This is a genomic window from Glutamicibacter nicotianae (genome assembly GCF_006539525.1).
GTDB classification, from domain to species: Bacteria; Actinomycetota; Actinomycetes; order Actinomycetales; family Micrococcaceae; genus Glutamicibacter; species Glutamicibacter nicotianae.
This window is the reverse complement of sequence record NZ_BJNE01000007.1, coordinates 81,213-102,162: the sequence shown is the minus strand read 5'-3', so window position 1 is coordinate 102,162 and position 20,950 is coordinate 81,213. Positions and strand designations below refer to the sequence as shown.

The following is a 20,950-nucleotide window of genomic DNA, read 5'->3' as shown; positions in this document are numbered from 1 at the left end:
ATATGGCAACGGATTCCATGCTGGTGGGGCTTGACCCGCAGACCGGCGATGGCCGTTGGTTGTTGCCCGGCGCGGATTACTCCTGCTTGGGCATCCTCGATCTGCACGGCGTTCACACCGGCAGCACCCTGGTGACCTGCCAGATCAATTCCGGTACTGCCGAAGTTAATGCCCAAGATGATGGCACTGCCAAGCTCGGCGGCATCAAGAACTTCGAGGGAAATTTCGTCGGCATCGATGTCCACAGCGGCAAGGAAAAGTGGAGTTTCCCCATGCCGGATATGGCCGACAAGGAACTGGTGGAGAAACTGCGCTTGCAGCAGCAATTCCTGGCCGGTGACAACTCAGTGGTCTTGCCGCTAGCCGAAGGCGCGCAGGTCGTCGACATCGACAGCGGCGAAGCCGTCGGAATTGAGCAGGGATTGGGGCAAGCCGTGCTATGCACCATGGAACTTGACGGCGTCGACGTGTAACGCTCGGGCAATGACAAGGACACCGCGAACCTGTTGCCGGCAACGGCAGTCCAGTCCTGCGACCGCGATACTCGCAAGAAGAGCGATCAATTGCCGTTGTTCGCCGAATTCCAGCGGGCCGGCTACCAGGAAAGCGCCACCGTGGTCCTGGAAGGTGAAAAGGGGTTGACCGCTTACACCATGCCGTCTGCCACCGATCCAGCCCCGGAATCCGTCGATAACTAGTGTCCAGGGCGCCGTGCTCGGGGTGCCGAATGGAGGCGGCGGACTGCCCGCGAGCGAACAGCCCAGCAGTCATTCGCGGGCGGTGCCTTGTTGGCAGTCCAGCGCCTGGACTTGTTTGGGCGGTGGCGTGGGGCGCTCGCCGAGCACCGGATCAGGGGTTTCCAGATTTAACTGTGAGATGCGTCCATTCGTACATGTATTCGAAGCAGTTTTCGATTAGTATTGCTTCGTGGCTATTACTGCAGAGAGCAAGAGAACAGATCTGACTCGCCTGGTCGTCAAGGGGGCTCGCGAGCACAACCTGAAGAACGTGGACATTGATCTGCCGCGTGACGCGATGATCGTCTTCACCGGCCTGTCCGGTTCGGGCAAGTCCTCCTTGGCCTTCGACACCATCTTCGCCGAAGGCCAGCGCCGCTACGTCGAATCCCTCTCCGCCTACGCCCGCATGTTCCTCGGCCAGGTGGACAAGCCGGATGTGGATTTCATCGAGGGCCTGTCGCCAGCGGTGTCCATCGACCAGAAGTCGACCAGCCGCAACCCGCGCTCCACCGTGGGCACGATTACCGAAGTGTACGACTACATGCGCCTGCTCTGGGCGCGTGTGGGCCGTCCGCATTGCCCGATCTGCCACGAACCGATCTCCAAGCAGACTCCGCAGCAGATCGTCGACCAGCTGATGGAGCTTCCGGAGAAGACCCGTTTCCAGATCCTCGCCCCGGTGGTGCGCTCGCGCAAGGGCGAATTCGTCGACCTGTTCGCCGAGCTTTCCTCCAAGGGCTTCGCCCGTGCCCGGGTGGACGGTGAAACCATCCAGCTGAACGATCCGCCGAAGCTGGCCAAGCAGGTCAAGCACACCATCGAGGTGGTGGTGGACCGCCTGGCCATCAAGGAAGACGCCCGCCAGCGCCTGACTGACTCCATCGAAACCGCCCTGGGCATTGCCGAAGGCCGCGTGCTGGCCGACTTCGTCGACCTGGACGCCGATGACCCGAAGCGCGTGCGCGCGTTCTCCGAGAACCTGGCCTGCCCCAATGAGCACCCGCTGGCCATCGACGAGATCGAACCGCGCACGTTCTCCTTCAACAACCCGTTCGGTGCCTGCTCGGCCTGCTCCGGCATCGGCACCAAGCTGGAAGTCGACGAGCACCTGATCGTACCGGATGCCGAGGTCACCCTGGCCGAGGGCGCGATCGCCCCATGGTCGCTGGGCAAGGCCACCACCGAATACTGGAACCGGCTGATCGAGGGCCTGGGCAATGAGCTCGGCTTCACCATGGACACCCGCTGGCAGGACCTGCCGGCGGCCGCCCGCGAAGCGATCCTCAACGGCAAGGACCACAAGGTGGTCGTGCAGTACAAGAACCGCTTCGGCCGCGAACGCAAGTACTCCACCGGCTTCGAGGGCGTCATCTCCTATGTGCACCGCAAGCACCAGGAGACCGAATCCGACCACGCGCGCGACCGCTACGAGCAGTACATGCGCCAGATCCCGTGCCCTACCTGCGGCGGCGCGCGCCTGAACCCGGCATCGCTCTCGGTCCTGGTGGGCGGACGTTCCATTGCCGAGGTCTCCGCCATGGACCTGCGCAGCGCCGCGGAATTCCTCTCGTCGATCGAGCTCAGCGAACGCGAGGCGCAAATCGCCGCGCAGGTGCTCAAGGAAATCGACGCGCGCATGAAGTTCCTGCTGGACGTCGGGCTGGAATACCTGACCCTGGAACGCGCCGCCGGCACCCTGTCTGGCGGCGAGGCGCAGCGCATCCGCCTGGCCACCCAGATCGGCTCCGGCCTGGTGGGCGTGCTCTACGTCCTGGACGAGCCGTCCATCGGCCTGCACCAGCGCGACAACCGCCGGCTCATCGATACCCTGCTGCACCTGCGTTCGCTGGGCAACACCCTGATCGTGGTGGAGCACGACGAGGACACCATCGCCGAAGCCGACTGGATCGTGGACATCGGCCCGGGCGCCGGCGAGCACGGTGGCGAAGTGGTGCATTCCGGTTCCCTGGAAGACCTGAAGCAGAACACCAAGTCGCTGACCGGCGACTACCTTTCGGGCCGCAAGCAGATCGACATCCCAGCCAAGCGCCGCAAGGTCGACAAGGACCGCAAGCTCAAGGTGGTCGGCGCCAGCGAGAACAACCTGCAGAACCTCTCGGTCGAATTCCCCCTGGGCGTGCTGACCGCGGTGACCGGCGTGTCCGGCTCGGGCAAGTCCACCCTGGTCAACGACATCCTCTACAAGGTGCTGGCCAATAAGCTCAACGGCGCCAAGCAGGTGCCGGGCCGGCACACCCGCGTGCAGGGCCTGGAGCACCTGGACAAGGTGGTCCACGTGGACCAATCGCCGATCGGCCGCACCCCGCGATCGAACCCTGCCACCTACACGGGCGTTTTCGACCACATCCGCAAGCTGTTCGCGGAGACCAATGAGGCGAAGCTGCGCGGCTACCAGCCGGGCCGTTTCTCCTTCAACGTCAAGGGCGGGCGCTGCGAGTCCTGCTCGGGCGATGGCACGCTGAAGATCGAGATGAACTTCCTGCCCGACGTGTACGTGCCGTGCGAGGTCTGCCATGGCGCCCGCTACAACCGCGAGACCCTGCAGGTGCTGTACAAGGGCAAGAACATTGCCGACGTGCTGGACATGCCGATTGCCGAAGGCGCCGAATTCTTCAGCGCGTTCACCCCGATCGCCCGCCACCTGCGCACGCTCGTGGACGTGGGCCTGGGCTATGTGCGCCTGGGGCAGCCGGCCACCACGCTCTCGGGCGGCGAAGCCCAGCGCGTGAAGCTCGCTGCCGAGCTGCAGAAGCGGTCCAATGGCCGCTCGATCTACGTCCTGGATGAGCCCACCACCGGCCTGCACTTCGAAGATATCCGCAAGCTGCTCAAGGTGCTGCAGGGACTGGTCGACAAGGGCAACACCGTGCTGACCATCGAGCACAACCTGGATGTGATCAAGTCGGCCGACTGGGTCATCGACCTCGGTCCGGAAGGCGGATCCGGCGGCGGCACGATTTTGGCCACCGGCACCCCGGAAAAGGTGGCAAAGGTCGACGAGTCGCACACCGGAAAGTTCCTCGCCGAGATCCTGTGATGCCTCGCGGAGAATGTTCGACATATGCAATTTTAGTTATGGATTGCTAACCCACGTCCGCTTCATGGGAAGATGGCTAGGTGAATATGTCGGTAACAAGCGTGCTCTTCGACCTGGACGGGACCCTCGTGGACCCCGCCGGTGCCATCACTTCGGGTATCCGCCACGCGGTGACCTCCCACGGTTTGGCCGATCCGGGCGAAGCCCGGGTGGAAGCGCTGGTGGGCCCGCCCCTGCAAATCGGCCTGCGCACGCTAGACGGCGTCACCGATGAGAACATCGGTTCCATCATTGCCGCCTACCGCGCCCGGTATGCGGAAGCCGGCATGGCTGAATCCATGGTCTACCCGGGCATCGTGGCGCTGCTGGATGCTTTGAGATCAGCCGGGATCTATGTTGCGGTGACCACTGCCAAGCCGATCAACATCGCGCGCCAGCTCATTGCACGCAAAGGCCTGGATGCGCATCTCGACGCGATTCACGGCAATGCGGATGAACACGGGAGCATGGGTTCGAGCAAGACGCACATCGTAGCCGAGGCCCTGGAGCACGGCCAGCTGGACCCGGAGCGCAGCGTCGTGGTGGGGGATCGGCACTACGATTGGGATGCCGCCCGCGAGAATTCGGTGGCATCCATCGGTGTCGCCTGGGGCTTTGCCCAAGGCGACGAACTGCAGCAGGCGGACGCCATAGCCGTGACCGCCCGGGATCTGGCCGTGTTGCTGCTCGGCGCCGAACGGGCAAACACCATTAACTTCGACGAAGACTTCATGCAGGAAGGTGCAAAGTAGATGAGCATCTACACCATGACCCGTTCGTCGATTCGGGGCATCATCCACGGCGTCTGCCGTGCGGAAGTAACCGGGCTGGAGAACGTCCCGATGGAAGGCGGCTTCATTGTCGCCTCCAACCACTTGTCTTTTTTCGACTCCTTGATCATCCAGGCGCTGACCCCGCGCGACGTGGCGTTCTTCGCGAAGGCTGAATACTTCACCACTCCTGGCCTGAAGGGCAAGATGATGAAGACCTTCTTCGAATCCGTGGGATCCATCCCGGTGCAGCGTGGCGAGCAGGCGGCCTCCGTGGCGGCGCTCGACTCGCTGGTGGAAATCATCGAGGGCGGCTCCGGCATCGGAATCTACCCGGAAGGCACCCGTTCGCGCGACGGCAAGCTGTACCGGGGACGCACCGGCGTGGGCTGGCTGGCGCTGACCACCGGTGTGCCAGTGGTCCCGGTCGGGCTGATCGGCACGGAGAAGCTGCAGCCTGCTGGTTCCAAGGGCTTCAAGCCTGCCAAATTCCAGATCCACTATGGCGAGCCACTGTACTTCGACCAGCTGGGACGCAAGCACCCGTTGCCGCAGCGCCGCCAGGCCACAGACCGGATCGTGGATGCGATTGCCGAACTGTCCGGCCAGGAACGCGTCGATTCCTACAACCAGCTGCCGCCGGACGCGAAATAGGCCATGGCTGATCCGGCAAGCTACCGTCCGAAGACCTCGGACATCCCCACGAAACCGGGCGTGTACCGTTTCCGCGACGAACACGGCCGGGTCATTTACGTCGGCAAAGCCAAGGTCCTGCGCAACCGCTTGACCTCCTACTTCGCCAACCCAGATCGGCTCACGCCGAAAACCCGGGCGATGGTCTTCACTGCCGGGTCCGTGGAATGGACCGTGGTGGGGTCCGAGCTGGAAGCGCTGCAGCTGGAGTATTCCTGGATCAAAGAATACAACCCCCGGTTCAATATCGTTTTCCGCGACGACAAGACCTACCCGTACCTGGCAGTCACGCTCAATGAGAAGTACCCGCGCGCCCTGGTGATGCGCGGTGACAAGCGCAAGGGCGTGAAGTATTTCGGCCCGTTCTATCCGGCCAAGGCCATCCGCGAAACCCTCGATACGCTGCTGCGGGTCTTTCCCGTGCGCAGCTGCGCACCCGGCGTGTTCAAGCGTGCCGAAGCCTCGGGCCGTCCGTGCCTCTTGGGCTACATCGACAAGTGCTCAGCTCCCTGCGTCGGACGGATCAGCGAGGAAGACCATCGCCAACTGGCCGATGACCTCTGCACCTTCATGGGCGGCGAGGCGACCAAGTTCACCAAGGCGCTGACCGTGAAGATGCAGGAAGCCGTCGCGGAGCTCGAATACGAGAAGGCCGCCCGCTATCGCGATGACATCGCTGCCTTGAACCGGGTCTTCGAACGCAACGCAGTGGTCCTTGACGACCGGACCGAAGCCGACATCTTCGGCATCCATGGCGATGAGCTGGAGGCCGCCGTGCAGGTCTTCCATGTCCGCGACGGCCGCATCCGCTCGCAGCGCGGCTGGGTCGTTGAAAAGGTCGCAGATACCACCGACGCAGAATTCGTCGAGCAGCTGCTCACCCAGATTTACGCCGATCACGCAGACCGGATTCCCAAGGAAATCCTGGTTCCGGCACTGCCCGAAGACATCGAGGACGTCACCACCTGGCTTACCGAGCTGCGCGGATCCAAGGTCTCCCTGCGCGTCGCCCAGCGCGGCGACAAGGCGGCTTTGGCAGCCACCGTTGTGGAGAATGCGGAACAAGCGCTGCGCCTGCACAAATCGAAGCGCGCAGGCGATATCACCACGCGATCGCTGGCCATGCAGGAACTGCAGGACGCCCTGGGAGCGGAGCAGGCGCTGCTGCGCATCGAATGCTACGACGCGTCGCATACCCAGGGAACTAACGTGGTCGCTTCCATGGTGGTCTTCGAGGACGGTCTTCCGAAGAAGAGCGAGTACCGCAAGTTCTCCATCACCGGCGAGGCCGCACGCGACGATACCGCCAGCATGTACGACGTGATCTACCGCCGCTTCAGCCGCTACCTGAAGGAGAAGGTCGACCCGACGAGCTTCGCCACCGGGGAAGTGGATGAAGCCACCGGCGAGCAGGAAAAGAAGAAATTCTCCTACCCGCCTTCCCTGGTGATCGTCGATGGCGGCCCGCCGCAGGTGGCCGCCGCGCAAAAGGCCATGGACGATCTGGGAATCGATGATATTCCCGTCGTCGGCTTGGCCAAGCGCCTGGAGGAACTGTGGCTGCCGGATGATCCGTTCCCGGTGATCCTGCCGCGAGCTTCCGCCTCGCTGTATCTGGTCCAGCGGCTTCGTGACGAGGCCCACCGTTTCGCGATCACCTTCCATCGGGCCAAACGGGCCAAATCGATGATCGCTTCCGATCTGGATGCGATCCCGGGCCTGGGCAAGGCCAAGCAGGCCGCCCTGCGCAAGCACTTCGGGTCGATGAAGAAGATCCGGGCCGCAAGCGTCGCCGAACTGATGGAAGTGCCCGGCGTCGGTGAAAAACTTGCTACTTCCATCAAAGAGTCCCTAGAAGACGCTTCATTAACCGGTGTGAATATGACTACCGGCGAAATTGTCGACTAGCCTTGTGATATGACCGCTGAGTATGAAGCTGTAAAACCCCCTGAGTCCGAACTCGTGATCGTGACAGGCATGTCAGGTGCCGGTCGCACCACCGTCGCGCATGCTCTGGAAGACCAGGGCTGGTACGTAGTGGAGAACCTTCCACCGGCCATGCTCGGACCCCTGACCGAGATGATGAGCCGCTCGCAGGGTTCTATCCCGAAGATGGCTGTCGTGATGGACGTACGCTCCAAGGAAATGTTCCCGGAGATCCGCGACGCGTTGGCGAACCTGACGGCCAGCGGAGTGAAATTCCGGCTGGTCTACCTGGATGCCAGCGACGAGGTGCTGATTCGCCGCTTCGAGCAGGGACGCCGGCCGCACCCGCTGCAGGACGACGGCCGCATCGTCGACGGCATCAAGCGCGAACGCGGAATCACCGACCAATTGCGCGAAGCCGCCGAAATCATCCTGGACTCCACGACCATGTCGGTGCACGACCTGGCGCGTGCAGTCAATGAGCTGTTCAGCGAATCCGGGCCGATCATCCTGCGCATCAACGTCATGAGCTTCGGCTTCAAGTACGGCTTGCCGGCGGACGCCAACTACGTGGCAGACGTCCGCTTCATTCCCAACCCCCACTGGGTTCCTGAACTGCGCCCGCAGACGGGCAAGGACAAGGAAGTCTCGGACTATGTCCTCAGCCAAGAAGGCACCAGCGAGTTCATCACGAACTACCTGAAGGCGCTTGAACCAGTCTTCGAGGGCTACCGCCGCGAGAATAAGCATTACGCGACCATCGCCGTGGGCTGCACCGGCGGCAAGCACCGCTCGGTGGCAACCACCATCGAGCTGGGCCGGCGGCTGGCACAGTTCCCGAACGTACGGGTGAACATCAGCCACCGAGATCTGGGGCGTGAGTAGGAGCAATGGCCTTTGCCACAGGTCCGATCCCGATCCAGGGACTGACGCGAAGCGATGATTACCGCAACCCATCGGTGGTTGCCTTGGGCGGCGGACATGGCTTGTCCTCCTCGCTTTCTGCCCTGCGTCGCCTGACTACCGACCTCACCGCCATCGTTACGGTGGCCGATGACGGCGGCAGCTCCGGGCGCCTTCGGGGCTCGTTCGATGTGCTGCCCCCGGGCGACTTGCGCATGGCCTTGGCCGCGCTGTGCGATGACAACGACTGGGGTCGGACCTGGCGCGATGTCATGCAGTACCGCTTCGAATCGACCGAAAACATCGAAGAGCCCTTGAACGGGCATGCCGTTGGCAACCTGCTGATCCTTGCCCTCTGGGAGTTGCTCGACAACCCGGTAGCTGGGCTGCGCTGGGCCGGAGCGCTGCTCGGTGCCCGCGGCCAGGTCCTGCCGATGAGCACCGTTCCGCTGTCCATCCATGGCGAGGTACTCGAATCGGACCCGGTGAACGACACCTTGGTGCGCCGCCGCATCGATGGGCAGGCCAAGCTGGCCCGCGCCGGATCTGGCGGTCTGGTCACCAATGTCTATCTGGAGCCATCCGATGCGCCGGCCTGCTCCGAAGCGCTGGAATCCATCGATCTGGCGGACTGGGTGATTCTTGGTCCCGGATCCTGGTACACCTCGGTGCTGCCGCATCTGCTGCTGCCAGATATGCGCCAGGCTCTGGCATCGACAACAGCCAAGAAGCTGCTGACCATGAATCTGGCCTTCGACACCGCCGAGACCGCCGGGATGGATGCCGCCGCGCACTTGGAGGTGCTGGTCCGCTACGCACCCGAGATCAAGTTCGATGCGATTATTGCCGACGAATCCAAGATCCGTAACAAAGAGCGATTTGAGCTGGCAGCGCAAAAACTCGGCGCGCGGGTCTTTTTTAGTACAGTAGGAGTATCTGACGGTCGTGCCGTGCACGACCCGTTGCGACTAGCGGCGGCCTATCATGAGGTGTTTACCGCGATCGGATCTTAGGAAGATCCAAGTAAGGGAGTTTGATTCATGGCATTGACGGCTTCCGTCAAAGACGAGCTGTCGCGGGTAGAGATTCGCAAGCCGTCGGTCCGCAAGGCCGAGGTTTCGACCATGCTGCGCTTCAGCGGCGGACTGCATATTGTCTCCGGGCGAATTGTCATCGAAGCAGAAGTGGATCTGGCAGCGACCGCCCGGCGGTTGAAGATCGCTATTGGCGAGCTGTACGGGCACGATGCCGAGATCGTAATGGTTTCCGGTTCTGGCATCCGCAAGGGGAGCCGCTACATCGTGCGCGTGTCCAGGGATGGAGAAGTGCTGGCCCGCCAGACTGGCCTGCTTGATCAGCGCGGCCGGCCGGTACGCGGCCTGCCCTCGGTCATCGTCAACGGTTCCACCGCCGACGCCGAAGCGGTATGGCGAGGCGCATTCCTGTCCCATGGTTCGCTGACCGAACCAGGACGCAGTTCCGCATTGGAAATTACCTGCCCTGGACCGGAAGCAGCATTGGCCCTGGTCGGTGCGGCTCGCCGCCTGGGTCTAACGGTCAAGGCCCGCGAGGTGCGCGGCGTTGACCGCGTAGTGATCCGTGATGGCGATGCCATCGCCCAGCTGCTCACCCGCATGGGCGCCCACGATGCGCTGATGGTCTGGGAAGAACGCCGCATGCGCAAGGAAGTGCGCGCCACCGCCAACCGCTTGGCGAACTTCGACGACGCCAACCTGCGGCGCAGTGCCCAGGCGGCGGTCGCTGCCGGGGCGCGCGTCGAGCGTGCGTTGGGAATCTTGGGCGACGAGGTTCCAGAGCACCTGCGCTATGCGGGGCTGCTGCGCCTGGAGCACAAGCAAGCCTCCTTGGATGAGCTCGGCCGGATGGCCGAACCGCCAATGACCAAGGACGCCATCGCTGGCCGAATTCGCCGCCTCTTGGCTATGGCGGATAAAAAGGCGAGCGATCTGGGAATACCCGGTACGGAGTCCAGCGTTCCAGGAGAAGAACTGGAACACTAAAAATGTCCCCGCGGGAGCCCTCCCGTGGAGATTCAACCAATTGAGAAGATTGAGGAGAATCATGGCTGTTTATTCACTGCCAGAACTGCAGTACGACTACGCTGCACTGGAGCCGAACATCTCGGCTCGCATCATGGAACTGCACCACTCCAAGCACCACGCAACCTACGTTGCAGGCGCAAACTCGGCACTGGAGCAGTTGGCTGAAGCTCGCGAAAAGGGCGAGTTCGGCAACATCCCGAAGCTGTCCAAGGACTTGGCTTTCCACCTGGGCGGCCACACCAACCACTCGATCTTCTGGAACAACCTGTCCCCAGAAGGCGGCGACAAGCCTGAGGGCGAGCTGGCAGCTGCCATTGATGACTTCTTCGGTTCGTTCGACGCATTCCGCGGCCACTTCACTGCTGCTGCCATGAGCCTGCAGGGCTCGGGCTGGGCAGTCCTGGCCTACGACGCACTGGGCGGCCAGCTGGTCATCGAGCAGCTGTACGATCAGCAGGGCAACATCCCAGTGGCAACCACCCCGCTGCTGATGCTGGACATGTGGGAGCACGCCTTCTACCTGGACTACGTCAACGTTAAGGCAGACTACGTCAAGGCCTTCTGGAACATCGTGAACTGGGCAGATGTCCAGGCGCGTTTCGAAGCCGCACGCAACGGTGCAGCATCGCTGATCGTTCCAGGCAAGTAATACTTACCTGGTAAGTTAGCTCACATTCTCCGCTGATATAGCGTAGTATGTTTCTAGTGTGTTGCGGATCCCAGCTCCGGCTGGGATCCGCAAGCACGGCACAACGGAGTGTCCTCTTAAAGAAGGCCACCTCCGCTAGTGCGCGGTCGTGGCATCATCATCCCATTTAGAGGAGATAGTCACGTGACAACTCGTGTTGGAATCAATGGTTTCGGTCGCATCGGACGCAACTTCCTGCGTGCAGTACTGGCCCATAAGGCAGATATTGAAATCGTCGCCGTCAATGACCTTGGTTCAATCGATTCGCTTGCTCACCTGGTGAAGTTCGATTCCGTGCTCGGCCCAGTGGGCGAGCCGGTATCCGTAGACGGCGATACCATCGTCGTGGGAGAACGCCGCATCAAGGTTCTGTCCGAGCGCGAGCCGGCCAACCTGCCCTGGGGCGAATTGAAGGTTGATGTCGTAATTGAGTCGACCGGATTCTTCACCAACGCAGAAGACGCCAAGAAGCACGTAGCTGCTGGCGCGAAGAAGGTCATCATCTCGGCTCCAGCCAAGAATGAAGACATCACCATCGTGATGGGCGTCAACCAGGACAAGTACGATCCTGCAAACCACGCCATCATCTCGAACGCATCCTGCACCACCAACTGCCTGGCTCCAGTGGCCAAGGTGCTGAACGACGAATTCGGCATTGTTGACGGCCTGATGACCACCATCCACGCCTACACCGCCGATCAGCGCCTGCAGGACGCGCCGCACAGCGATCCGCGCCGTGCCCGCGCCGCAGCGCTGAACGTCATCCCTACCTCCACCGGTGCCGCCAAGGCCATCGGCGTGGTGCTCCCAGAACTGAAGGGCAAGCTGCACGGTTACGCTATGCGCGTACCAGTTCCCACCGGCTCGGCCACCGACCTGACCGTGAACCTGGCCCGCACCGCAACTGTGGAAGAAATCAACGCGGCCTTCGAGAAGGCTGCCGCCGAAGGCGCATTGAGCGAATACCTTGAGTACTCAACCGATCCGCTGGTTTCCTCGGACATCGTGACCAATTCCCACTCGGCAATTTTCGACTCCGGCCTGACCACCGTAATGGGCAACAGTGTCAAGGTCGTCGCGTGGTACGACAACGAGTGGGGTTACTCATCTCGGCTCGTCGATCTCGTTGAATTCGTGGGATCCAGCCTCTAGTCGATAACCTAGAGACATGTCTTCTCACACCATTGACGAATTGATCGCTGACAACGGCGTCCGCGGACGGTACGTTCTGGTCCGCAGTGACCTGAACGTGCCGCTCGACGGTGCAACTGTGACCGATGATGGCCGCGTCCGCGCGTCGCTGCCAGTCATCAGCAAGCTGGCCGAGGCCGGCGCAAAGGTCATCGTGATGGCCCACCTGGGACGCCCCAAGGGCCAGGTCGATGCCAAGTACTCCATCGCTCCAGCAGCGAACCGCCTGAACGAACTGGCTGACTTCGACGTAATTGTCGCCGAAGACGTGGTGGGCGACTCTGCCCGCCAGGCTGCGGCAAACCTTGAAGAAGGCTCCGTTCTGGTTCTGGAGAACGTCCGCTTTGATGCCCGTGAAACGTCCAAGGACGATGCGCAGCGCGCAGAGTTCGCCAAGGAGCTGGCTGCGCTGACCGGCGAGAACGGCGCCTACGTGAACGACGCTTTCGGCGCCGTGCACCGCAAGCACGCTTCGGTCTACGACATTGCCAGCCTGCTGCCGAGCTACCAGGGCGACCTGGTGGCTACCGAGGTCAAGGTCCTCAAGACCCTGACCGAGGCGCCGAAGCGCCCCTACGTGGTGGTGCTTGGCGGGTCCAAGGTCTCGGACAAGCTCGCTGTCATCGACAACCTGCTGGGCAAGGCTGATCAGCTGCTGATCGGCGGCGGCATGGCGTTCACCTTCCTCAAGGCGCAGGGCCACGCCATTGGCGGCTCGCTGCTTGAAGAAGACCAGATCGCCACCTGCCAGGAGTACCTGAAGCGGGCCGAGCAGCTCGGCTGCGACATCATCGTGCCTAGCGATGTCGTTGTGGCAAGCAAGTTCGGTGCCGATGCTGAGCATGAGGTGCTGGCGGCAGACAAGATCGAGGAAGCCAGCTTCGGCTCCAACGGCCTTGGGCTGGACATCGGTCCGAAGTCCGCTGAACTGTTCGCAAGCTACATCACCAGCGCCAACACCGTGTTCTGGAACGGCCCAATGGGCGTCTTCGAGATTCCTGCTTTCGCTGAGGGTACCCGTACCGTCGCGCAGGCTCTGGCGGACTCGGAAGCGTTCAGCGTAGTAGGCGGTGGCGATTCGGCCGCGGCTGTCCGCGCGCTGGGTTTCTCGGAGGATGACTTCGGCCATATCTCCACCGGTGGCGGTGCTTCGCTGGAGTACCTCGAAGGCAAGACCCTGCCGGGTGTTGCCGCATTGGAAGGCTAAGAATGACCATTTCGCAGAACGGCGCTTTTGTGCGCCAGCCGCTGATTGCCGGCAACTGGAAGATGAACATGGACCACGTCCAGGGGATCACCCTGGTGCAGAAGCTGGCGTGGACCCTGAAGGACCACGAACACGATTACGATCGTGCTGAGGTCGCTGTGTTCCCTCCGTTCACCGACATCCGCGGCGTGCAGACACTGATCCTGGGCGACAAGCTGGACATCGTCTACGGTGCCCAGGATCTGTCGGCGCAGGATTCAGGCGCGTACACCGGTGAAATCTCGGGCCAGTTCCTCAAGAAGCTCGGTTGCACCTACGTTTTGGTAGGCCACTCCGAGCGTCGCGAGTACCACAACGAGACCAACCAGGTGATCGCCGCCAAGCTGGCTGCCGCGTACCGCCACGAGCTGACCCCGATGCTCTGCGTCGGCGAAGGCCTGGAAGTGCGCAAGGCCGGCGAGCACGTGGCTTTCACCTTGGAACAGTTGGCGCAGTCGCTGGAAGGCGTTACCGCTGAGCAGGCCGCAAACCTGGTCATCGCCTACGAGCCGGTGTGGGCCATCGGTACCGGTGAAGTTGCGGGACCGGCCGACGCGCAGGAAATGTGCGCCGCGATTCGCGGTGCGCTGGCCGAGCGCTTCGGAGCGGAGATTGCCGAGAAGACGCAACTGCTCTATGGCGGTAGTGTTAAGGCAGCAAATGCCGCATCGATCATGCGCGAACGCGATGTCGATGGCGTGTTGGTTGGCGGTGCCAGCCTGGATGCCGAGGAATTTGCTAATATTGTCAGGTTCGAGCATCATCTCGTCACCGACTGAATCTAACTAAGGAACCGTCGACTTGGATATTATCAAGATCATTCTGCAGGTATTGCTGGGCATCACAAGCGTCCTGCTCACCCTTTTGATCCTTTTGCACAAGGGTCGTGGTGGCGGTATGTCCGACATGTTCGGCGGTGGCATGACCAGCTCCATGGGATCTTCAGGTGTTGCCGAGCGCAACCTGAACCGGATCACCATCGTTCTCGGTCTGATCTGGGGTGCCGTGATCATCGGCCTTGCCCTGGTGCTTCGATTCAGCGTCGAAGCCTAGGCAGCACCCTTCCGCAGCAGCCAAGAGGCGCCTTCCACATCACGTGGAGGGCGCCTCTTGCGCGTCATCAGGCCAGTTGCCCGAATTTCTCCGTATCGGCAATCGAGCCTAGCACGAGAATCTTGTCGCCGGTGCTAAGGACGGTGTTGCCGTCGGTGTTCTGCCATTCGCCGGCAGCATTGGTCGTGGCCGCGATGGTCACCCGGTACTTGTTGCGCACCGCCGCATCGCTGAGCTTCACCCCATGCAACGTGGCTGGCGCGCTCATTTTGACCATGGCATAGCCTGGATCGACCTCCAGATAGTCCATCATGGATCCGCGCACCAGGTGGGCAACACGCTTGCCCATGTCCTTCTCCGGGTAGACGATGTGATGGACCCCCAGCTGCTCCAGGATCAGTCCATGCCGATCATCTTGCGCCTTGGCCCAGATCTGCGGGATCCCCATGCTGACCAAGAGCGAGCAGCACAGGATGGATGACTGCAGGTGGCTGCCCACGGCCACCACCACACGGTCGAATTCGTGGATCGATAGCTGTTCCAGGACTTCGCGGCTTGATGCGTCGGCACGGACCACCTGGGTCATTTCGCCATTCAGCGACTGGACGTTGTTCTCGTGCACGTCGATGCCCAGAACTTGGGTTCCTGACTTCATCAGTTCCAGGGCAAGGGATTCTCCGAAGCGCCCGAGCCCGATCACCGCCACGGAGTGAGCTTTGGGCAGTCCCTTGGCATCATTGCGAAAATTCAGTAGCTTAGCCAATTGAAGGCCTTTCCTTGGGGAGTTCATAGAGCGCTTTTCGATCGCGCAGGGCAAGCGCGGAACCCAGCGAGAGGACACCGACGCGGCCGAGGTACATCAACGCGATGAGAATGCCTTTGGCGGGATCCGGCAAGTCCGGGGTAATGCCCGTGGACAGCCCGACGGTGCCGAATGCCGAGGTGGCTTCGAAGAGACAGCGGTCCAGGGAATAGTTGGTGAGCAGCAGCAGGCCCATCGTGCCGGCGAACACCGCCGCGACGCCCAGCAGCGCCACCGTGATGGCTTGGCGGTGCACCGAGCGGGAGAGCCGCTTGCCCAGGACGTTGACTGCGGTCTCGCCGCGTAGCTCGGTCATGATGATGAACAGCAGGATCGCGGCCGTGGTGATCTTGATGCCGCCGGCGGTGCCGGCCGGTCCGCCGCCGATGAACATCAGCACATCCATGCCCAGCCAGGAGGCTGGATGCATCGCGCCGATGTCGATGGAGTTGAAGCCTGCGGTGCGCGTCTGCACAGATTGGAAGAATCCGGCCAGGATCCGCTGCGCAGGTTCGAGCTCGCCGAGAGTCTTCGGATTGGTCCATTCCATAGCGGTGATGAAGATGGTGCCGCCAACGAGCAGCAATGCGGTCATCAGAAGAACCAGACGGGTGTTCATGCTCCATTTCAGCGTGTTCCGCCAGTGCTGCCTCAGCTGGACCAGGACCGGGAAGCCCAGGCCGCCAAGGATGATGGCGAGGCTGATAGGGATGCAGAGCCACGGGTCAGCGACGAAGTCCATCAGGTTATTCGAATACAGGGCGAAGCCCGCGTTATTAAAGGCCGAGACTGCATGGAATGCGCCATGCCAGATCGCACCGGCTGGATCGTCGCCGTAGGCCAGCCCGAAGCGGATGGCTAAGATGGCCGCCACGACGGATTCGATGGCCAGCGACAGCTTGATGATCATCAATGCGGCGGTGCGCACATCTTCGCCTGATACCGCGGAGCTTTCGCGTTGGGTGGATAGCCGGGTGAGGTAGCCAATGCGGCCGATGACCAGCATGCTCAGCAGCGAGGCAATCAGCATCAGGCCCAGGCCGCCGGCCTGGATCAGGATGAGGATGACGAGCTTGCCGAAGAGGGTGTAGTGGGTTGCGGTGTCCAAGACAGTCAGGCCGGTCACGCACACCGCTGACGTGGCAGTGAAGATCCCGTCGACCAAGGATGTGAAGACGCCTTGGGTATTGGCTGCCGGGGAGGACAGGAGCAATCCGCCAACGAGAATCGCACCGGCGAAGGCAAATGCTACTGCGCGTGCCGGTTTGGCCAGCACGCTGTGCTGCGCGGCCGGCCGGGGCGCGGGAAAATTCATGGAGATCGCAATCGTAGGAATAACGTCTCGCGAAACCGTGGGACGAGGAGTACGAAGGAAATACTACGCCCGGAAAAACGGGTGTCAATGGTGATTCCCGTCACCGATGGCGGTGCCGGCCAGGCCGCTGGGGGAGAGCTTGAACCGGCGGCCGCGCAGTATCTGCGCGGCTGCCGGCAAGCCGAGGGCATCGCTAGCTGCCGAGCAGTTCCACGACGCGCTGCGCGGTGCCCCAGGACAGGGTCACGCCGGCGCCTCCATGACCGTAGGCGGCAATGACGGGCACCGCATGCCCCTCGATGCGCTCCAGGCGGATCGTCTCGCGTGCCGGGCGCAGCCCCACCTTGTGCTCCAGGACCTCGCAGCCTTCCAGTTCCGGGACGAGGCCGATCGCACGGCTGAGCATCTCGGTGGCGGTCTGCGGGTCGGCTTCGAGGTTGAAATCGTGGTCCACGTCGGTTCCGCCAACGAAGATGTCATCGCGGCGCGGAATGATGTAGCTGACGCCTTGCGGATGCTCGTCATAGCAGAGCCAGTCGGACAGTCCTGCGGTGTTGGCCAGGCGGATCACCTGGCCGCGGATGGGGTAGACGCTCTGGTCGTCCCCGGTGAGCTCGCCGCCGCGCAAGCCGGCTGCCAGCACGACGGTGTCGGCATCGTCCTTCAGCTCGTCGAAGGAATCGACCGTGCGCCAGATGAACCGCACGCCCAAGGCCGCGACCTGGTCCTGCAGCCAGGACAGGTAGGTGGGCATGGTGATCACCGGAACCGTGGCATGCATTCCGGCGGCCGCAATCGGCGGGATCGCTTCTGCCGGTGCTTCGGCGGCGTTGGTGACGATCTTCGCCCAGGAGCGGTCCTCGTCCGCCGAGCCCTCCAAGTTCAGTCCGTAACGCAGATCGATGCCGGTTTCCGCGATGCCCGACAGCTGCTCGAAGCGTGCCAGGGAACGGGCGAGCAGCAGGTCGGCAGCTTCGGAGTTCTCCGAGTGGTAGGGGAACCAGATGGCGGCGGCCACCGCGGAGACCGTCTGCTGCGGCTGCTGGTCGGCGATCACGGTGACCTCGTGGCCGGCGGCGGCCAGCTCATGGGCAGTGGACAGGCCGATGACCCCGGCACCGATCACGGTGACCTTGCGGGGCTGCGCGGCTTCGGGCAACGGTGCGGAAAGCATGGAATCCTCTCGGGCAGGCGGTGCTGGAAAAGCGAAGGCCGGTGCCGCGATCCCGAAAAGTTCAGGATCACGGCACCGGCGATGAGGTGCTGGCTAGAGCAAGGTGGCCGCGGCGCGGTCGATGATCCAGCGGGTAGCTTCAGTGCCGTGCACGGCCGAAGCAGGGACGGCAACCTCGTTGACCTCGTGCTGCGCGGCGGCCAGTGCCGGGGCCTTCTCGGCGCCGGCCACGAGCAGCCACACCTCCTTGGCGGTATTGATCGTGCCCATGGAGAGCGTAACGCGGTCCGCCGGCGGCTTGGGGGAGTCGTGGACTGCGATGACTCCTGGCTCATCCGACCGGGTGTGGTTGGGGAAGAGCGAGGCGACATGCGAGTCCGGGCCCATGCCGAGCATCAGCACATCGAAGGCCGGATTCAGCGCGCCTTCTTCGGCTTCCTCGGCCAGCTCCCGTGCGTAGGCTGCGGCGGCCTGCTCTGCTGTCTCGTACTGGTCGCTGGCGCCCATCGCGTGCACGGTGGCGCGGTCCAGCCCCAGGTCGTCGAGCGCGTCGAACAGGGCGGCAGCTTGGCGCACATTGCGGTCAGCCGAATCGGAGGCGACGAAACGCTCGTCGCCCCACCAGAAGTGCACCTGCGACCAATTGACCGAGGTCTTGGCGGGGTTGGCCGCGACGGCTTCCAAGGCGGCGATGCCCAGCGAACCGCCGGTGACCACCACATGGGCGACACCGCGGGCCGCCAGCGCATCGGCGATCGTGGTGATCAGCCGGGCGGCGATGGCGTGGGCGGTAGCCTGTGCATCCTCGTGGATGAGAATCTGCCTAGCGATCACTGGATCTGATGCTCCTCAGGTTGGTCAGGGCCAGGCCCTTCGTGATGACCTCGCCGAAGACGTCGTCGGCGTCCAGGCGGCGCATCTCCTCGGCCAGGCATTCTGCCACCGAACGCCGCGGCAGCGAGATGCGCTGCGGCGCGCTGCCGGGCAGGTACAGGTGGGCAACCGCGCCGGAGGGGCGCGAGAGCTCCACGTCGCCGTCTTCGCGGGCGAGCCGGACGCTGGAGAGCCCGCCGTTGGACTTGTCCGCGGCGATGGTCACCGGGACGTCCAGGCACAGGGTCAGCCAGGCCGCCAGCAGGGTGGTGGACGGCGAATTGTCCGAGCCCTTCACGGTGATGGCGGTCAGCCCGTCGGTGCCGATCAAGTCGATGATGCTCGCCAGCTGGGCACGCCACAGGGTCAGCCGGGTCCAAGCCAGGTCGGTGTCTCCGGCCCGGTAGGTGGCAATGCGGCTGAACAGCGCGGCGGTCGGGTCCTCGGTCTCCGCCGAATCCGTGATGCGGCGGTGCGCCAGCCTGCCCAGCGCGGTGCCGGCCGGATCCTGCGGCACCCCATGCGGCCACCAGGCCACGATCGGTGCATCGGGCAGCAGCAGCGCGGAGATCAGCGCCTCGTCGGCCACGACATCCGGGCCGTAGGTGCGCATCACGATCACTTCGGAGGCGCCGGCGTCCCCGCCCACGCGGATCTGCACGTCCAGGCGGTTGGCCTCGGACTTGTTGCCGCGCACCACCACGATGATCCGGCAGGGGTGCTCGCGGCTGGCCAGGTTGGCCGCCTCGATCGCGTTCTCGGCGAAGCCCTCGCGGGTGATGACCACCAGGGTCAGCACGCGGGACAGCGCCACCACGCCGTGGGTGCGGCGCGAGGAGATCAGCTTCTTGGCCACCTTGGAGGTGGTGGTGTTGGGAAGATCGATCATCATGGTCGTCGCCACGTCCTTCCATCCTTGGCCATCAGCTCGTCGCTGCTTTCAGGTCCCCAGGAGCCCGGAGCGTAGGGATCCGGCTGGGTGGGCAGCGAGGCCCAGTACTCCTCGAAAGGATCCAGGATGCGCCAGGACTGCTCGACTTCCTCATGGCGCGGGAACAACGGCGGTTCGCCGAGCAGCACGTCGAGGATCAGCCGTTCATAGGCTTCGGGGGAGGACTCGGTGAAGGCGTTGCCGTAGCCGAAGTCCATGGTCACGTCGCGGATCTCCATTTGGGTGCCGGGCACCTTGGAGGAGAAGCGGATGGTCGCGCCCTCATCGGGCTGCACGCGGATCACGAAGGCGTTCTGGCCGAACTCGTCGTCCTCATGGTCGGTGAACAGCAAGTTCGGGGCCTTCTTGAACACCACCGCGATCTCGGTGACGCGCCGGCCCAGGCGCTTGCCGGCACGCAGGTAGAACGGTACGCCGGACCAGCGGCGGGTGTTGATCTCCAGCTTGACCGCGGCATAGGTCTCGGTCTTGGACTTCGGGTTGAAGCCCTCCTCGTCGAGGAAGCCGACGACCTCTTCGGCGCCCTGCCAGCCGGAGGTGTACTGGCCGCGGGCGCTGGCCGCCCCCAGGTCCTCGGGCAGCTTCACCGCGGTGAGCACCTTTTCCTTCTCGCTGCGCAGGTGATCGGCGTCGAAGGAGATGGGCTCCTCCATGGCAGTCAGCGCCAGCAGCTGGAGCAGGTGGTTCTGGATGACGTCGCGGGCGGCGCCCACACCGTCGTAGTAGCTGGCCCGGCCGCCGATGCCGATGTCCTCGGCCATGGTGATCTGCACGTGGTCCACGTACTTGTTGTTCCACAGCGGCTCGAACATCTGGTTGCCGAAGCGCAGCGCCAGCAGGTTCTGCACCGTTTCCTTGCCCAGGTAGTGGTCGATGCGGAACACCGCATCCGGCGGGAACACCGACTCCACGATCTGGTTGAGCTCGCGGGCGCTGGCCAGGTCGTGCCCGAAGGGCTTTTCGATGACCACGCGCTCCCAGCCCGGGTTCTTGTCCTTGGCCAGCTTGTGCTCGGAGAGCTTCTGGCACACCACCTCGAACCAGCTTGGCGGGATCGAGAGATAGAAGGCGTGGTTGCGGCCGGTGGAGCGCGATTCGGCCAGCTCGTCCAGGGTGGCGGCAAGCTGCTCGTACGCGCCGTCATCGTCGAAGGCGCCGGAGATGAATCGCATGCCGGCCGCCAGCTGGGCGAAGACTGTTTCGTTGAAGGGGGTGCGGGCGCTGGCCAGGATCCATTCGCGGGCCTGGTCGGCGAAGTCCTGCGCCGTCCAGTCGCGGCGGCCGAAGCCGACGATCGCGAAGTTCGGGGGCAGCAGGCCGCGGTTGGCCAGGTCGTAGACCGCTGGCATGAGCTTCTTGCGGGCAAGGTCGCCGGTGATTCCGAAGAACACCAGCGCGCCCGGACCGGCAATGCGGTTAAGCCGCCGGTCGCGGGCGTCGCGTAGTGGATTGCTCATTCGTGCC

20 protein-coding genes are annotated in these 20,950 nt (G+C 63.3%); 14 read left to right on the top strand and 6 right to left on the bottom strand.

All coding sequences use genetic code 11. The features are described from left to right. Nucleotides 1–2 precede the first annotated feature (2 nt). From ANI01nite_RS09970 to secG, 14 genes are all read left to right on the top strand, one after another. A complete protein-coding gene (locus ANI01nite_RS09970; RefSeq protein ID WP_141357758.1) occupies nucleotides 3–473 on the top strand; it encodes a hypothetical protein in 471 nt (156 codons plus the stop codon). 33 nt (nucleotides 474–506) lie between these two features. Continuing rightward, the gene (locus ANI01nite_RS09965) at nucleotides 507–698 is read left to right on the top strand and encodes a hypothetical protein (RefSeq protein ID WP_141357756.1); all 192 of its coding nucleotides are present in this window, start codon (nucleotides 507–509) and stop codon (nucleotides 696–698) included. A 229-nt stretch (nucleotides 699–927) separates the two neighbouring features. Next, complete coding sequence (gene uvrA / locus ANI01nite_RS09960; RefSeq protein ID WP_141357754.1) at nucleotides 928–3,798, top strand: excinuclease ABC subunit UvrA; 2,871 nt, start codon at nucleotides 928–930, stop codon at nucleotides 3,796–3,798. An 86-nt stretch (nucleotides 3,799–3,884) separates the two neighbouring features. Continuing rightward, nucleotides 3,885–4,589 carry an HAD hydrolase-like protein gene (locus tag ANI01nite_RS09955; RefSeq protein WP_246857044.1) on the top strand — a complete coding sequence of 235 codons (705 nt, stop codon included), beginning with the start codon at nucleotides 3,885–3,887 and terminating at the stop codon, nucleotides 4,587–4,589. Further along, nucleotides 4,590–5,261 carry a lysophospholipid acyltransferase family protein gene (locus ANI01nite_RS09950; RefSeq protein WP_141357752.1) on the top strand — a complete coding sequence of 224 codons (672 nt, stop codon included), beginning with the start codon at nucleotides 4,590–4,592 and terminating at the stop codon, nucleotides 5,259–5,261. Between the two features lie 3 nt (nucleotides 5,262–5,264). After that, nucleotides 5,265–7,208 (top strand): excinuclease ABC subunit UvrC, encoded by a 1,944-nt coding sequence (gene uvrC / locus ANI01nite_RS09945; RefSeq protein ID WP_066138759.1) that lies wholly within the window; start codon nucleotides 5,265–5,267, stop codon nucleotides 7,206–7,208. Nucleotides 7,209–7,217: 9 nt separating this feature from the next. Continuing rightward, nucleotides 7,218–8,111, top strand: coding sequence for an RNase adapter RapZ (gene rapZ, locus ANI01nite_RS09940; RefSeq protein ID WP_038990765.1), 894 nt, complete (start codon nucleotides 7,218–7,220; stop codon nucleotides 8,109–8,111). 5 nt (nucleotides 8,112–8,116) lie between these two features. Next, a complete protein-coding gene (locus ANI01nite_RS09935) occupies nucleotides 8,117–9,142 on the top strand; it encodes a gluconeogenesis factor YvcK family protein (RefSeq protein WP_073706096.1) in 1,026 nt (341 codons plus the stop codon). Between the two features lie 27 nt (nucleotides 9,143–9,169). Then, nucleotides 9,170–10,150 (top strand): DNA-binding protein WhiA, encoded by a 981-nt coding sequence (whiA, locus tag ANI01nite_RS09930; protein ID WP_141357750.1) that lies wholly within the window; start codon nucleotides 9,170–9,172, stop codon nucleotides 10,148–10,150. 61 nt (nucleotides 10,151–10,211) lie between these two features. Further along, entirely contained in the window at nucleotides 10,212–10,841 is a 630-nt protein-coding gene (locus ANI01nite_RS09925; protein ID WP_038990769.1) for a superoxide dismutase, read from the top strand. Between the two features lie 183 nt (nucleotides 10,842–11,024). Then, nucleotides 11,025–12,032 (top strand): type I glyceraldehyde-3-phosphate dehydrogenase, encoded by a 1,008-nt coding sequence (gene gap, locus ANI01nite_RS09920; protein WP_038990771.1) that lies wholly within the window; start codon nucleotides 11,025–11,027, stop codon nucleotides 12,030–12,032. 16 nt (nucleotides 12,033–12,048) lie between these two features. Next, the gene (locus tag ANI01nite_RS09915; RefSeq protein ID WP_141357748.1) at nucleotides 12,049–13,278 is read left to right on the top strand and encodes a phosphoglycerate kinase; all 1,230 of its coding nucleotides are present in this window, start codon (nucleotides 12,049–12,051) and stop codon (nucleotides 13,276–13,278) included. A gap of 2 nt (nucleotides 13,279–13,280) precedes the next feature. Continuing rightward, nucleotides 13,281–14,096 carry a triose-phosphate isomerase gene (tpiA, locus tag ANI01nite_RS09910; protein WP_141357746.1) on the top strand — a complete coding sequence of 272 codons (816 nt, stop codon included), beginning with the start codon at nucleotides 13,281–13,283 and terminating at the stop codon, nucleotides 14,094–14,096. A 22-nt stretch (nucleotides 14,097–14,118) separates the two neighbouring features. Further along, nucleotides 14,119–14,370 (top strand): preprotein translocase subunit SecG, encoded by a 252-nt coding sequence (secG, locus tag ANI01nite_RS09905; protein WP_038990774.1) that lies wholly within the window; start codon nucleotides 14,119–14,121, stop codon nucleotides 14,368–14,370. Nucleotides 14,371–14,437: 67 nt separating this feature from the next. On the opposite strand, the gene ANI01nite_RS09900 is transcribed toward secG, so the two are convergent. The 6 genes from ANI01nite_RS09900 to zwf all read right to left on the bottom strand — a co-directional run bounded on the left by ANI01nite_RS09900 (nucleotide 14,438) and on the right by zwf (nucleotide 20,943). Beyond that, nucleotides 14,438–15,133, bottom strand: a complete 696-nt coding sequence (locus ANI01nite_RS09900) for a potassium channel family protein (RefSeq protein ID WP_255314484.1) — start codon at nucleotides 15,131–15,133, stop codon at nucleotides 14,438–14,440. Further along, nucleotides 15,126–16,487: a TrkH family potassium uptake protein gene (locus tag ANI01nite_RS09895; RefSeq protein WP_141357744.1), complete on the bottom strand. Its 1,362-nt coding sequence runs from the start codon at nucleotides 16,485–16,487 to the stop codon at nucleotides 15,126–15,128. Before ANI01nite_RS09895 ends, ANI01nite_RS09900 begins: the two co-directional genes overlap by 8 nt. 193 nt (nucleotides 16,488–16,680) lie before the next feature. Next, nucleotides 16,681–17,661 carry an NAD(P)/FAD-dependent oxidoreductase gene (locus tag ANI01nite_RS09890; RefSeq protein ID WP_141357742.1) on the bottom strand — a complete coding sequence of 327 codons (981 nt, stop codon included), beginning with the start codon at nucleotides 17,659–17,661 and terminating at the stop codon, nucleotides 16,681–16,683. 93 nt (nucleotides 17,662–17,754) lie between these two features. Then, on the bottom strand, nucleotides 17,755–18,495 hold the full coding sequence (gene pgl / locus ANI01nite_RS09885) for a 6-phosphogluconolactonase (protein ID WP_141357740.1): 741 nt from the start codon (nucleotides 18,493–18,495) through the stop codon (nucleotides 17,755–17,757). Next, on the bottom strand, nucleotides 18,485–19,426 hold the full coding sequence (locus ANI01nite_RS09880; protein ID WP_073706102.1) for a glucose-6-phosphate dehydrogenase assembly protein OpcA: 942 nt from the start codon (nucleotides 19,424–19,426) through the stop codon (nucleotides 18,485–18,487). Before ANI01nite_RS09880 ends, pgl begins: the two co-directional genes overlap by 11 nt. Next, nucleotides 19,423–20,943, bottom strand: a complete 1,521-nt coding sequence (zwf, locus tag ANI01nite_RS09875; protein WP_141357738.1) for a glucose-6-phosphate dehydrogenase — start codon at nucleotides 20,941–20,943, stop codon at nucleotides 19,423–19,425. The genes ANI01nite_RS09880 and zwf overlap by 4 nt, the downstream gene beginning before the upstream one ends. Nucleotides 20,944–20,950 lie beyond the last annotated feature (7 nt).